At 44.9% G+C, this 13793-nt stretch carries 13 protein-coding genes; 9 read left to right on the forward strand and 4 right to left on the reverse strand.

The features are described from left to right. Window positions 1–48: 48 nt before the first annotated feature. The 8 genes from QFZ78_RS37400 (at window position 49) to QFZ78_RS37435 (ending at window position 8959) form a co-directional block, all read left to right on the forward strand. Window positions 49–1986, forward strand: coding sequence for a vWA domain-containing protein (locus tag QFZ78_RS37400; RefSeq protein ID WP_307555095.1), 1938 nt, complete (start codon window positions 49–51; stop codon window positions 1984–1986). Further along, entirely contained in the window at window positions 1970–4840 is a 2871-nt protein-coding gene (locus tag QFZ78_RS37405) for a VWA domain-containing protein (protein WP_307555098.1), read from the forward strand. The genes QFZ78_RS37400 and QFZ78_RS37405 overlap by 17 nt, the downstream gene beginning before the upstream one ends. Before the next feature lie 100 nt (window positions 4841–4940). Further along, on the forward strand, window positions 4941–5423 hold the full coding sequence (locus QFZ78_RS37410) for a hypothetical protein (RefSeq protein WP_307555100.1): 483 nt from the start codon (window positions 4941–4943) through the stop codon (window positions 5421–5423). A gap of 164 nt (window positions 5424–5587) precedes the next feature. Beyond that, window positions 5588–7429 carry a translational GTPase TypA gene (typA, locus tag QFZ78_RS37415; RefSeq protein WP_307555101.1) on the forward strand — a complete coding sequence of 614 codons (1842 nt, stop codon included), beginning with the start codon at window positions 5588–5590 and terminating at the stop codon, window positions 7427–7429. 131 nt (window positions 7430–7560) lie between these two features. Then, complete coding sequence (locus tag QFZ78_RS37420; RefSeq protein WP_307556102.1) at window positions 7561–7836, forward strand: YlaH-like family protein; 276 nt, start codon at window positions 7561–7563, stop codon at window positions 7834–7836. Between the two features lie 84 nt (window positions 7837–7920). Next, a complete protein-coding gene (locus tag QFZ78_RS37425; RefSeq protein ID WP_307555103.1) occupies window positions 7921–8352 on the forward strand; it encodes a hypothetical protein in 432 nt (143 codons plus the stop codon). A 1-nt stretch (window position 8353) separates the two neighbouring features. Further along, window positions 8354–8635: a hypothetical protein gene (locus tag QFZ78_RS37430; protein WP_307555105.1), complete on the forward strand. Its 282-nt coding sequence runs from the start codon at window positions 8354–8356 to the stop codon at window positions 8633–8635. Window positions 8636–8815: 180 nt separating this feature from the next. Then, the gene (locus QFZ78_RS37435) at window positions 8816–8959 is read left to right on the forward strand and encodes a hypothetical protein (protein ID WP_307555107.1); all 144 of its coding nucleotides are present in this window, start codon (window positions 8816–8818) and stop codon (window positions 8957–8959) included. A gap of 40 nt (window positions 8960–8999) precedes the next feature. Here the strand turns inward: QFZ78_RS37435 and QFZ78_RS37440 are convergent, their stop codons facing one another. Then, a complete protein-coding gene (locus tag QFZ78_RS37440) occupies window positions 9000–9545 on the reverse strand; it encodes a YhcN/YlaJ family sporulation lipoprotein (protein ID WP_307555108.1) in 546 nt (181 codons plus the stop codon). A 113-nt stretch (window positions 9546–9658) separates the two neighbouring features. Here QFZ78_RS37440 and QFZ78_RS37445 point away from each other — a divergent pair, with 113 nt between their 5' ends. Beyond that, window positions 9659–10990 (forward strand): PhoH family protein, encoded by a 1332-nt coding sequence (locus tag QFZ78_RS37445; RefSeq protein WP_307555110.1) that lies wholly within the window; start codon window positions 9659–9661, stop codon window positions 10988–10990. A gap of 54 nt (window positions 10991–11044) precedes the next feature. Here the strand turns inward: QFZ78_RS37445 and QFZ78_RS37450 are convergent, their stop codons facing one another. From QFZ78_RS37450 to QFZ78_RS37460, 3 genes are all read right to left on the reverse strand, one after another. Then, the gene (locus QFZ78_RS37450; protein WP_307555111.1) at window positions 11045–11533 is read right to left on the reverse strand and encodes a hypothetical protein; all 489 of its coding nucleotides are present in this window, start codon (window positions 11531–11533) and stop codon (window positions 11045–11047) included. Between the two features lie 37 nt (window positions 11534–11570). Further along, on the reverse strand, window positions 11571–12665 hold the full coding sequence (locus QFZ78_RS37455; protein ID WP_307555115.1) for a coiled-coil domain-containing protein: 1095 nt from the start codon (window positions 12663–12665) through the stop codon (window positions 11571–11573). Between the two features lie 101 nt (window positions 12666–12766). Beyond that, window positions 12767–13732 (reverse strand): hypothetical protein, encoded by a 966-nt coding sequence (locus tag QFZ78_RS37460; protein WP_307555116.1) that lies wholly within the window; start codon window positions 13730–13732, stop codon window positions 12767–12769. Between the last annotated feature and the right edge of the window lie 61 nt (window positions 13733–13793).

A 13793-nucleotide genomic window follows, 5' to 3' on the forward strand; every position in this document is an offset into this window, starting at 1 on the left:
GAACGCAAGATAAAGCGATGTCCTTCGCTCTTGGAAAGGTGAGTGCTTATGCAATTCGCATCGTTAAGCGGGTTATGGTTCTCGCTTTCAATCCCCTTTATCCTGGTGCTTTATTTGTTAAAATGCCGTTATATCGATACAGAAGTATCCAGCCATATGCTTTGGCGGCGTGTTCTTCGTGAGCAGGAGGCCAATCGGCCATGGCAGCGTCTAAGCCGACAATTATTACTCCTGCTTCAGCTGCTTGCAGCGTCATTACTGGTACTTGCCTTGATGCAGCCGATTATCCGTGGCCAGCAAACTGCGAAATCACATATTTTTTTCGTATTAGATGCTTCAGCGAGTATGCAAACATCAACGGAACGAGGAACAAGGTTAGAAGAAGCGAAGCAAAGTATCTTAACTTACGCACGCGAGGAAGCCCAGAATCGTAGCTACTCGCTTTTAGTCATGAAAGATCAACCAGAATTGCTTCTACAACGTGAATCAAATCTGTCCTCACTACAAGCCGCTTTGAATAAAGTTGCTCCCTTTTACGGCAAAACGAATGTACAGGAAGCCTTGTCTCTAGCCTCTGCTCTAACGAGGGAAGAATTCGATGGGGAAGTACGTATTTATACGGATAACCAATGGGTCGATAATGCCGAAGGGATTATCTTTTCAATCCCAGTCAGCATTCAGGAACCTGAGATTCAGAGACGAGCAGATGACGATGTCACCAATCAACCTGTGAATGTGGCGATTACTCAATTCGGTGTTAAAGAAGTTCAGGATGCAGCGGAATTTAAGGCTGTTGCCGTATTGCAAAATTGGGGGGCTACGAATGTTTCTGTCAAAGCAACGCTTTACGCGGATTCGCAAGCAGTTCGAACGGATTCCCTAAACCTTAAGGGAGGCGAGCAAAAGTCAATCTACGCAGATAAGCTGACTCGGGCTGATGTGTACAAGTTGCAGCTTGAAGGAAAAGATGTATTGGAAGCTGATAATACAGCTTACGCCTTTCCTGAAGGGACTGGTCGCGTCCAAGCAGCTTATGTAGGCGAAGGCAACCTTTTCTTAGAAAAAGCACTTACTTTGGCAAAGACGGATATTCTTCGTATACAAAAAAGCAATGACGGAACCTATCCACCGCCCTTGGGGCTAACTCCTGACCTAATTATTGTAGATGGTGTGACCGAATCAGCTTTACAATCAGATGACTGGCAGCGACTACTTACATCAAAACCAGTTTGGCGGTTTGCTTCTTCTGCAAAAACTGACTTAGAGCCTCAACAAACCATTTCAGCATCACCTTTTTCGATAATGGATCACCCCATCACGCGTTACATTCATCTGTCGGACGTGAACGTTGTTATGGCTCAGACTAGAGCGCTAAAGCCATGGGAGAAGGCCATCATTTCGTCAGCGTCCGTACCACTTCTTCTAGCAGGTACAGAAGAAGGCATACCAAATCTGGCATTTACGTTCTCGCTTGAGCAATCGGATCTTGCACTGCGTTCGGAGTTCCCCATTCTCGTTCAAAATGCTGTTGCTTGGCTGACCCAGCACCATGGTGGCAATCTAGGTCGTATTACAGCAGGGGATCGAAAAGAAATTGTTCTTCATCCGGAAGCGACGAAAGCGATCTGGAAAACAACCATGGAAGTTGGTAAAGAGGAAGAGGCAGAACGGAATGGAGACGCGCTATCCAGTATGCAGACTGCGCCTAAATTTCCGGGTCTATATGAATTTGTTGAATACAATACAGGTGGACATATCGTACAAACTCGTCTACTTGAAGTTGTAATGGATGCCAGGGAATCCAATGTGAATAGGAAAGTGGAAAACAAGCTGGTCTTCAAACCAGGTAGTGAAGTCGATGTCGGTGTAGATCGCAGTAAAGATATCTTACTAGGGAATACGATGTTAATTCCTTGGCTTATCGTGATCTTGCTTGTGCTGCTAGTACTGGAATGGGAGGTGTATCGCCGTGGGTATTCAGTTTGAATTTTTGCCCGCCTTGCTGCTGATTCTACTTCTTCCTTTTTATGTGGTCTGGCTATGGAAAAGCTTACACCGTCTACAAGGCGGGCGAAAGAAGCTTGTTGTTTCTCTGCGAACCTCTGTCTTCTTTCTTCTAATCCTCGCGCTTGCGGAAACCCAACTGTATACAAGGGTAAATCATAAAAGCATCGTATTCACGATCGATCGATCTGATAGTGTGAAAGAAGAAATGAAGGAAGCTGAGTGGATTCGCGAAGCTGTCAAAGCACGTTCTTCCGAGAAGGACGAGGCGGGAGTCGTTTCGATGGCCCTTAAAGCTTCCGTAGAGAAGTCGCTGGATGCCAGAGAGATGAACGGATTTCAGTTTACAGCCCAAACGAACACCCAATTTTCAGATATAGCCTCGGGCTTACAGCTTGCTTCTGGATTGCTTACGAACGGAAAATCCGGCCGTATTATTTTAATGTCGGATGGTGAAGAAAATGTGGGTGACGTATTGCGACAAGGTAAACTGCTGCGTGACCGCGGTATCCAAGTAGATGTGGTCCCTCTCGCTGCCAAAGAGCGAAAAGACGCCTCCATTGAAGCGGTTCGTGTTCCAGATAAATTGTATCAAGCAGAAGCATATACGTTGGAGGTAGTCATCCGGTCTACAAGCACTGGGGTGGCTCAATTACGTGTTTTTGAGGACAATCGAGAAATGACAGCTGGGTCGGTTCAACTGAATAAAGGGGAGAACAGATTCGCCTTTCAATCGCTTGCAAAGGAACCAGGTTTTCATCGGTATCGAGCGGAAGTATATTTGGAAGGGGACGAGCAGTCGGCCAATAATGCACATTATGCATTCAGTCAAGTAGAAGGTCCTCCGAAAGTACTGATTGTAGAAGGGAAAGCAGGTATCTCCAAAAATGTGGAGGGAGCACTGCAGTCCGCACTTATCCCGTTTGAAACGATAGAACCTGAGCTGCTTTCCAATGATTTTGTAACGTATACCCGTTATGAAAGTATCATTTTAAACAATGTTGCCGCCACTCAAATTCCACAATTGAAAATGGAAATGATGGAGCAGGCTGTCCGAGATTACAGCGTAGGGTTGGTTATGCTTGGGGGAGATAACAGCTATGGATTGGGAGGTTATTTCAAAACGCCGATCGAGCGTGCTCTTCCTGTTTATATGGACCTACGCGGGAAGCGGGAGATACCTTCACTCGGGATTGTTCTTGTTATGGATAAATCGGGCAGTATGTCAGGTGAAAAAATGAAGCTGGCTCAGGAAGCCGCTTCGCGGACAGTCGACTTACTGAGGGAAAAAGATACGCTTGGGGTACTTGGATTCGATTCTTCCCCACATTGGTATGTAGAACCGCAGAAGCTAAGTGATAAATCAGGCGTCATCCAGAAGATTAATGCGATACCCGCTGATGGCGGAACGGAGATTTATACAGCCGTAGCGGAAGCATTCGCCAAGCTTTCCAAAGTGGAAGCTCAGCGTAAACATATTATTTTGTTGACTGACGGACAATCCTCCACGACTCAGAGCTATGAAGCGTTGACCGCCGATATGCAAAAAGAGAATATCACGATGTCCACTGTTGCCATCGGAACAGATGCGGATCAATCGCTGCTGAAGCAGCTAGCTGATTTGGCGAAGGGGAGGTATTACGCGGCTGTGGATCAGACCACAATCCCGGCGATTTTTAGCCGAGAAGCGGTTCTGATATCACGTACGTATGTGGTTAACCAGCCTTTCGTTCCAGCTTTAGCAGGAGGGACAGACTGGCATAGCTTTTTGGGGCAAGGACTGCCTTCGCTAAACGGATATATTGCCACAACCCCTAAAGAGGCTGCTGAAGTGGTACTCACAAGCCCGGAACCTGATCCTATTCTAGCGAGATGGCAGTATGGTTCTGGGCGCTCTGTCGCATGGAAAGGTGATGTGACAGGAGCGTGGTCGGCGAACTGGGTAACATGGCCAGCCTTTTCACAAGTGCTTACTGGCATGATAAAGTGGACGTTTCCGCAATTTGAATCGTCTCCGCTGGAGCTCAACGGGCATTTGGCAGGTCGTGAGATGACCTTAGAAGCCAAAAGTGGACATATCACACTTGATGGTTCTCTTGGTGAACAAGGGGAACTTCGAGCTATCGTTACGGATGAATCTCTCGGCTCGCAAGAGATCCATTTTACGTCCACAGCACCTGGTGAATATTCAGCACAGCTATCTGTGGATAAGTCAGGCGTTTATATCGCCAAGACAGAACTGCTCGCAGCCGGCAGCGAAGAGGGGGCCGAGAAGCGGGTCATCGGCAGCTCGACTTCCGGCTTCGTGATTCCTTATTCTATGGAATATCGGATCACGGACGGACAGGGCCTCAGTAAGCTCCAACAGCTTGCTGAGCTTACAGGCGGCCGGATGCTCTCGTTAGAGCATCCGGAGGAAGCTTTCGCCTTCGCTTCTGCCGCGCAGAAGCGATTGACCCCCATCAGCGAGTACCTGCTGATGGCGGCGCTCGCGCTGCTGCTGATGGACATCGCAGCGCGGCGCGTGGCGCTGCCGCCCGGCCTGTGGGCCCGGGCGTTCGCGTGGAGGCGGGCCGCTTCTGCGGGCCCGCCAGAACAGGCGGAGACACCGCTGGCGCGTCTCCGCGAGCGCAAGCAGCTTGCGGAGCACAAGCTGCAGCGCAAGTCCGAGCGCTTTGCCGTAGGCAGCGCTCCATCACCAGCCGTGGCTGCACCGCCGCGGCCTACCTTGGAGCAGCGCGAAGCTGCTCCAGAGCCCGTACCCCCGGCGCCGAGTAGTGCGCCGCCGGACAGCATGAGCCGTTTGCTCGAAGCCAAACGGCGAGGCCGCAAATAGCGCCAAGCACCTAGCAATTTCTCGCCAGGTACGATAAACTATTTGTTGAAGGGTGTCGAAGTTGATCCCTTAGTGACAAGTGAATTAGGAGGGGATTTGAATGGCTAGAAATAGCTACTCCATTGGTATCCTGTTAATTGGCCTGGCCGCCCTATTGCTTCTAGGTAAATTAGGTTTTTTCCATGTTCTTCTTTCGTTCTTCTGGCCGCTAGTTTTACTCATTCCTGGGCTGCTGTTCCACGTATTCTTCTTTAATCGATCACTGCCCGCAGGCGTTCTTGTACCTGGAGGTATATTAACGACTTACGCAATCATGTTCTTTTACTGCAATATATTTGGTTGGGGTTCAATGAGCTATTTGTGGCCGGGATTCATTCTTGGTGTAGCCATCGGATTGTATGAGATGCACTTGTTCGATCGTGGAAGTGATCGCGGTGTTTTGATAGGCGCTATGGTGCTGGGAATCATTTCTGCTGTATGTTTCGGGTTAACTCTACTAATCCATTTAGGGATCTATGTAATCGCTTTGATTCTTGTAGTAGCTGGACTTGTCATGATTTTCCGCAAGCGAAATGCGTGGTAATTTCAGGCATTTATTTGTAAAAGTTTTATGTAGATCGGCATTTACCTTGCATAATGTCGAGAAACTGCGTATAATAAGTGTAAATGTCAAGCGTCGGCGCTTTCGTCCGACGCTTGTTTTATGAACAGAGACGAAAATTATAGGGTAGAGAGGGTTTGACATTCATGCACGCAAGAGACAAGATTCGCAATATTGCAATTATCGCACACGTTGACCACGGTAAAACGACACTCGTAGATAAATTACTTCAACAATCCGGAACATTCCGCGAGAACGAGGCTATTCAAGAGAGAGCGATGGACTCCAACGATCTCGAGAGAGAACGCGGTATTACCATTCTTGCAAAAAATACAGCAATTAATTATAAAGATTACTTGATTAACATCGTGGATACACCTGGACATGCCGATTTCGGTGGTGAAGTAGAGCGTATCATGAAAATGGTAGACGGCGTTTTGCTGGTTGTTGATGCTTTCGAAGGCACCATGCCGCAAACGAAGTTCGTTCTACGTAAAGCATTAGAAAGCAACCTTTCTCCAGTTGTTGTTGTTAACAAAATTGACCGCCCGAACGCGCGTCCGCAAGAAGTTGTAGACGAAGTTCTTGACCTTTTCATTGAACTAGGCGCTACGGATGAGCAGCTTGATTTCCACGTTGTATATGCTTCCGCACTACAAGGTACATCAAGTCTTGATGCTGAGAAACAAGATGACAACATGGAAGCTATTTATGAGACGATTGTTAGTCACATTCCAGCTCCAACGGAAGATGTGGATCAACCGCTTCAGTTCCTTGTTACATTGATGGATTACAATGAGTATTTGGGTCGTATCGGCGTAGGCCGTGTGAACCGTGGTAAAATTCGTCAAGGTCAAACTGTTGCTGTTATGACGCGCGAAGGCGGTCAGAAGCAAGCTAGAATCGAGAAACTTTTCGGTTTCACAGGCTTGAAACGTATCGAGATCGAAGAAGCAGCTGCAGGGGACATTATTGCCATTGCAGGGATCAAAGATATCAATATTGGTGAAACGGTAGCAGATCCTGCGAATCCGGAAGCATTGCCAGTCTTGAAAATTGATGAGCCAACGCTGCAAATGACATTTATCGTAAATAACTCACCATTCGCAGGGCGCGAAGGGAAATGGGTAACTTCCCGTAAAATTCGCGAGCGTCTTTACAAAGAGCTTGAAACAGACGTAAGTTTGCGCGTTGAAGATACAGATAGCCCGGATGCTTTCGTCGTATCTGGCCGCGGTGAGCTTCACTTAGGTATTTTGATTGAAAACATGCGCCGTGAAGGTTTTGAATTGCAAGTTTCCAAACCAGAAGTTATCATTCGTCAAATCGACGGTCAAAAAATGGAGCCGATCGAGCGTCTAATCATCGACGTTCCAGAAGACAGCATGGGTTCCGTTATGGAGAGCTTGGGTTCCCGTAAAGCGGAGATGGTCAACATGATCAACAACGGCAGCGGTAACGTTCGTCTTGAGTTCTTAATCCCTGCACGTGGTTTGATCGGTTACAGAACAAACTTCTTAACGTTAACTCGCGGTTACGGTATTATGAACCATGCTTTTGACAGCTATGGTCCATACCAAGGAGCTGGTGTTGGCGGACGTCATGAAGGCGTACTTGTTTCCAGCGAATCTGGTGTATCTACATTATACGGAATCCTTTCCGTAGAAGATCGCGGTATCTTGTTCGTTCATCCACAAACGGAAGTTTACGAAGGCATGGTCGTTGGTGAGCATACGCGCGACAATGATATCATCGTTAACATCTGTAAGGAAAAAGCGGTAAACAACATCCGTTCCGCGAACAAAGAAGAAACTGTAAAAATGAAAACTCCTCGTATGTACTCTTTGGAGCAAGCGCTTGAGTATTTGAACGATGATGAATATTGTGAAATTACACCGAAATCCGTTCGTATTCGCAAAAAGATTTTGAACAAAAGCGAGCGCGAGCGTGCTGAGAAACACCGCAAAACGGCTGAAGCTAACGTGTAATTCACAAAGTGTTCGAAATATGGGAAATGTGGGCAACAATGCCGCATTTCCCTTTATTTATTTGTAATTTTGAGGGATAATGGTAGTTGAATTTACTTTTTGAATGAAATGGAGTGTATGTGTTGACTGCCTTGAACGAGTGGTTTGGAAATCACCTGTACATCACTTACTTGTTAATCTTTATATTCATGTCTTATGTGTATAACAAAGTTTTCCGGACACGTAAATTGCCGGTTCTTAAGACAGCTGTCATTTATGTGCTTCTGGCCATTGGATCGGTTATGCTGCTTGTTTTTCAAATTGTAGGACTACCTATTGTGCTCTGTCTGGCTGTTGCCATATCGTTAATGTTTCTTGTTCGTATTCGGTATTTCATCGAGAAAAGAAGCGGCAATAGACCAACTTAATGCTTTTCAATTGATCTTTTTGCTAAAACTCAGAATATGCTTACGATGATAGTTTTGATAAAGTATAACTCTTAGGAGGGGCGAATGACTCGATACTGGTTAACTCCGATTACAGGCTACTCTCCTCTGGTGTTGGGGGCTGATCGCTTGGACTGCTCTCCACTCACGAAGCTGGAAGCTTTCCGTGAAATGGCGAATGGGAGACACCCCAGGTTGCTATCTATGTTTAAAGCTAGTCTGCTGTTAAGCGACGATGAAGAGATATGTGGTTCAGAGCTCGTAGAACTTGATTTAACGCATTCTGATGACGTTGTATTTGATGGTGATCCTTTTCATTTATCCCATTGTGCAGAAGCCTTTCTAGATCGTCTCCTGAAGCGAGAGGAAGCTTTGGATTTGGTGTCATCGTTGGATGATAGCACTTTAGATGCACAACAAATCATTTGGAAAAATCAATGGCTTCGTTGGCTGGAATTAGGCTGCGATGTTATTTTACTTAGAGAGGACGGGCGTTAAAATGAAACTGCAAGACGCCTTTTTTAATTGGCTGCAAATGTATATTGTAAGTCAAGCAAGACCGGATGACGAAGCGGCCAAAGAGACGCTTGATTTTTTTGCGCTTATATTGCATGAAGATCATGGAGTCAGTCATGTGGAAATTGTGGACGAATCAGATCGGATGAAAATTCACATCGCCTATGAACAAGAAAATGTCAAGAGCAGACAAAGCTTTGATCGTGAATCGGCGGAAAAGCTGCTTAATGATATTAATTCGAATCCGATTTACAATAATCAATAGACGTTCATGTTTGACGACATAACTTTTTTAAACCGACGTACACTAAGGTATATCTGGTTGAAAAAGGAGTGTTCGCATGAATCGAAAATAGATACATAAGGGTGGAACGCTTGCCACCGGCTATGATATACTGTAAGTGTAAGGAGCGTTTTCAACCACCTAGTAGGAGGCGCAAGCGATATGGCTGAACACAACACAGCTTTACCGAAGCAATGGATGGATCGCGCCCAAATGATGACCGAGCCTGAATATGAGAAAACTTGTGCAAGCCGAGTCACTGTAAATCCAGTCGGCCGAGTTTTTGATGCGATAAAAAAAGCCTAGATCTGCGTATGCAGTCAGGCTTTTTGTTATCTTCAGTGGATTACGGGTTTGGATTTCCCGCCTGATTCGCGTCCTTAGGTCCTGCATTATCTGGCATATTGCGAATATCACGCGGCAGCTGAGGCATTACACGGCCCATGATATCTGCCATTTGCTCAGCGAATCCGGTAATCGGTCTTCCTGCTTGGATGTTATCCCGAATGTTGCGCAAGCGTTGATCTAAGTCCAAATCTGCTGTAACAATGGCGTTAACTCCGTATGGATCTTTCTTGAGCGCTTCAGCTACCGAATACTTAACGGTGCCGACTTTTGCGCGATCCAAATCCTTCTTAATGTTGATACCGACAACGGCGGTATCACCGAAGACGACGCAGTGCGCGCTTTCAACCTGAGGGATACTGGTGGCTAAGTTTTCCAAACGTTCTGCAACAGCCTTTGAATCTTTTATCTCGAGCTTTTGTGGGGCGATTTGTTGAACTTTTACTTGATTTTGATTCGGATCTTGAGAGGGGGCACCACTTTTCGGCGCTTGACTACAGCCAACCGCGAGGGTCAGAAATACTATAACTACGCACAATAGTCTCACTTGAATCGTTCCTTTCTTTCCTAAATCTCGCGTTTAGTTTGTCCGGCACAGCTAGGTTGTATGTATTTAATATAACCAATGATCTAACGCCAAATCTGGGAGGGGACACACCAATGAAAAAAATTTACGTGTTGGATACCAATGTTCTGCTTCAGGACCCTAATGCTTTATTCGCGTTCGAAGATAATGAAGTAGTCATACCCGCCGTGGTGTTGGAGGAAATCGATTCTAAGAAACGAAATGCGGACGAAATAGGCCGTAATGCGAGACATGTTTCGAGATTGCTGGATGGACTAAGAACCAAAGGCAATTTGTCCGATGGCATCACGCTCGATCGTGGCGGCAGCATTAAAGTGGAACTCAATCATCGCAGCTTCGCGAAGCTGCAGGATACATTTGCAGAATTAACGAATGATAACCGAATTCTCGCGGTCGCGCTCAACTATCATCTAGAAGAGCAGGCTAATGAATATCCGAGACCTGTCGTAATCGTGAGTAAAGATACATTAGTTCGTATTAAAGCAGATGTCCTCGGTATACCTGCACAGGATTATTTAACTGATCGCATTGTTGCACAAACGGATATGTACACAGGATATATAACGTTATACGTACATCCTTCTATCATCGATGAGTTTTATTCTTACCGTTTCTTGACTGTGACATCGCTTAATTTGGGCTATATGCTGCATCCTCACGAATTTGTTATTTTACGGGATGAGTTAGGTTCTTCCAAATCAGCTTTATTGAAAGTGACGCCCGATGCCAAAAAGCTGGAGCCGCTCTACATGAGTAACGATCCCATCTGGGGGATTGCCGCGCGTAACGCGCAGCAACGAATGGCTCTTGAGCTCCTGCTCAATGACGACATCCCGCTCGTCACCCTTACTGGGAAAGCGGGTACAGGTAAGACGCTGCTGACGTTAGCTGCGGGCCTTATGAAGATTGAGGATGATCGTAAATATAAAAAATTGCTAATTGCTCGACCTGTTGTTCCAATGGGCAAGGATATTGGTTATCTGCCTGGTGAAAAAGATGAAAAGCTGCGTCCCTGGATGCAGCCGATCTATGATAATTTGGAATATCTGTTTGATACCAAAAAACCAGGGGACATTGAAAAAATACTAGCAGGTCTCGGTAGTATTCAAGTGGAAGCTCTGACGTACATTCGAGGACGCTCGATTCCCGGCCAATTCATTATTATTGATGAAGCGCAGAACTTATCCAAGCATGAGGTGAAAACGATCGTTTCCCGCGTAGGAGAGGGCAGTAAAATAGTTCTTCTTGGCGATCCAGATCAAATTGATCATCCTTATCTCGATGCATCGAGTAATGGATTAACTTATGTGGTTGAACGCTTCAAGCAGGAAGGTATTAGTGGACATATCACTCTTGAGCGTGGTGAACGCTCGCATCTAGCGCAATTAGCAGCCGATCTGCTCTGAATAATGCAAGAAGCCCACACCACCGATAAGGGGTTGTGGGCTTCTTTGCGTGTTTTAAGGCAGCATCTCGATGCGGCATCGATAAGCTTTGGCAATTCCCTGCATGAGCTCTTCGAGCTGTCGATCCACGACGTACACAGTGTGATCCTGAGCCTGGTACTGTGCGAGGAGGTGCTCTTCGATCTGAAGGGCTGCTTGGTCGATTTCAGCTTGAGGACTATCTGCCGTAAATCGGAATTGTACGACAAGCTTATTGTATAAATAATTGTGTTCTGCGCGGCTTGTAAAGCCATAATCGCTGAATAGATCAGTCAATTCAGCGTCATCCGGCAGCAGCCGAAGCTCCATGAGGTTCGTCTCGATATTGAAATGAGCCATAACATCGAGTGCAGCAAGCTGTTGTTCTTTATTGCTGACAATAAGCATTTCTTTGTCGCGATCAAATAATTCAACTTTACCTGCTAGAGCTTTAACGATTTGCGCATAAAATCCAGGTATTTTTCCTTCGGGCAGATCCATCATCAGACCGATTTTTGGTTCCATTCGTAGTCCTCACTTTACTTCGTTATCCTCTGCTACTTTACAGGGATAATTTGAGTTTTACAACTGCGATGCCATTCTTCGTCTCTACACTAACGACATCGAGATAATTGACAATTTTTTTCGGGATGAAACCAAGCTGGAATTCTTTCATAAAGTCTTCAATTGTGGTATCAGGCAGTTGGAAGCCATTGAATTCAAGTTTATCCACAACAAAGCGGACTTCATTCATGTCGGGATGTTCCTTCAACAAAAACATTCCTTTCAACGTGATTTGTACATGATCTTTTTTACCTTTTGCAATGATCGACCCATCGGCAAATTCAAAATTCAAATTCTGTAAGAGTTCATTTTTTGAATGAAGGTAAGCATTGAAATCCGTATCACTAATCGTTATGACTGGATTTTTGATAGAAGATAAGTCCATGAATTTATTTTCTTTCGTTACATACTGTGGCAGCTCTCGGAAGGCTGATGATAAACTATTCAAGTACTCGCGGAATAAAGGGATGCCTTCTTGCTTCCATTGGTCATTTAAGCTTTTTATTTGGGCTTCTATGACTTGTGCTTGTGCACTGACGGCTAGTTGTTTGTCCAGCTCTTCTTGAAGCTTTACGAGTCTCTCACGCTGTGTGAGGAATTTCTCTTTCGTTTTCTGGAGCTCGACGCGAGAAGAATCAAGTACGGTTCGCAGGCTTTTCAATTTTTTAAACGATTCGGTGAAAGCGGATAAGGCGCGATGATCATTATTAATAATCATTTGCAGATACTCGAACATTCGCAATGCATCCGTAAAGGAACTAACGGTAAACAGCAGCATCCAGATCGAATCTCGATCCCCTGTATAATAAGCTCTCAGCACTTTACCGGCATGTTTTCGGGTGTTTTCAACATTGCTGTTCTGCTTGATGATATCTTGTTCATTTTGTTTGATTTGAGCAACGATGCTTGCATCTTGTTCATTTAATCGGCCAACTTCTTTGTCAATTTCGAAAATGGTAAGCCCTTTTTGGACGAGATCCTTCGCCTCGTCTTGTGTAGGGGGCTTTTCTTCAGCTGAAATTGTTTGAAGTGGTAGTGTTATTTGAGTAAGTAATAGAATGGACAATATCATAGCTACGAATTTATATGTCATTGAACGAATTCTCCCCCTAAGAACAGATTATCATATTTCTATTAAATGAAGCACAAAAAAATACTTACCTCTGGGGAAGAGATAAGTATTTTGCCTTACATCTATTTTTTTGCCGGTGTAATTAATTTAAGGATTTCATCGAAGCTTTTAACGTTTTTCGGCAATTCTTTCGTTAATGGAGAAGCTTGATTGATAGCGTCATACGTTTGATGAAACTGGATATGGTTATCCTGCGCTTTGCCGTCAACGGTTATGGTGAAGCCAACATCAATCGTTTGGTCGCGAATAAAGCCAGTGTCATCTATGGCCACAACCATTTTACCCGGAGCTTTGAGCTGCAAGAGATTTGCTTGATTTTTTTTGAATTGTTCGGCTTTATCGGCTGTAAGGAATCCATTGTTTTGTAAGTACCCAATAAACTCTGGAAGCTTTGTTTGCAGCAGCGTATTCAATTCTTTTTCATTTTTACTGGTAAGTTCAACGCTAATGGATTTGGCAGAAGATCCGTCTTTTAGCTTAACTGGTTCCTTGGCTTCTTTATACCATTTTGGATCAATCCCGCTAAATATAAGATTACCAAGTGTCGTTGACAATTGAGAAGTATTTTTCAAGGTGTCTACGGTTAATGGACTAGTACTGTTCTGACTTAATTTTTGTAAATCGATTGCATAATACTCGTCAGCTGTTTTATTTAATGCTGGCATATTAAAATACAATTTGCTATCTTTAATGAGAATTGGAATCTCAAAAGGGGATGTAGAGCCCTTAGGCGTTATTTTCAAGTCCGTCTGGAACTGGAGCGGCTCCACATTGCTAATGCCCTTCCAATCGATTGTGCTTTCTCTGACCAAAGATAACAACCCGTTAGTTAAAGGGTTGGACGATTTCATCAATCCATCGCTTATGGCTAATGTTGTGCTCCCATCGAAGGTGTAAGATTTCATTTCTTTTTGTTTGTTTAGTGATTGTTCAAGTGCTTCTTTGACCTTCGTGTTGTCTGTACAAGCTGTCAACGATATTAGGCTGATCGCCGTTACCGCTGTTAAGGTAATCCACTTCTTTGACATGCTTTTCTATCTCTCCTTCCATAAATCCTTCTTCATTATAATGGTTTCCTTATGTTTTGTC

Origin of the sequence: Paenibacillus sp. V4I5 (assembly GCF_030817255.1) — a bacterium.
Lineage (GTDB): Bacteria > Bacillota > Bacilli > Paenibacillales > NBRC-103111 > Paenibacillus_E.

What these genes read in the sequence shown, in the direction of transcription:
- QFZ78_RS37400 (WP_307555095.1), top strand. Translation starts at nt 49, where the DNA reads ATGCAATTCGCATCGTTAAGCGGGTTATGGTTCTCGCTTTCAATCCCC.
- QFZ78_RS37410 (WP_307555100.1), top strand. Translation starts at nt 4,941, where the DNA reads ATGGCTAGAAATAGCTACTCCATTGGTATCCTGTTAATTGGCCTGGCC.
- typA (WP_307555101.1), top strand. Translation starts at nt 5,588, where the DNA reads ATGCACGCAAGAGACAAGATTCGCAATATTGCAATTATCGCACACGTT.
- QFZ78_RS37425 (WP_307555103.1), top strand. Translation starts at nt 7,921, where the DNA reads ATGACTCGATACTGGTTAACTCCGATTACAGGCTACTCTCCTCTGGTG.
- QFZ78_RS37430 (WP_307555105.1), top strand. Translation starts at nt 8,354, where the DNA reads ATGAAACTGCAAGACGCCTTTTTTAATTGGCTGCAAATGTATATTGTA.
- QFZ78_RS37435 (WP_307555107.1), top strand. Translation starts at nt 8,816, where the DNA reads ATGGCTGAACACAACACAGCTTTACCGAAGCAATGGATGGATCGCGCC.
- QFZ78_RS37445 (WP_307555110.1), top strand. Translation starts at nt 9,659, where the DNA reads ATGAAAAAAATTTACGTGTTGGATACCAATGTTCTGCTTCAGGACCCT.
- QFZ78_RS37450 (WP_307555111.1), bottom strand. Translation starts at nt 11,533, where the DNA reads ATGGAACCAAAAATCGGTCTGATGATGGATCTGCCCGAAGGAAAAATA.
- QFZ78_RS37455 (WP_307555115.1), bottom strand. Translation starts at nt 12,665, where the DNA reads ATGACATATAAATTCGTAGCTATGATATTGTCCATTCTATTACTTACT.
- QFZ78_RS37460 (WP_307555116.1), bottom strand. Translation starts at nt 13,732, where the DNA reads ATGTCAAAGAAGTGGATTACCTTAACAGCGGTAACGGCGATCAGCCTA.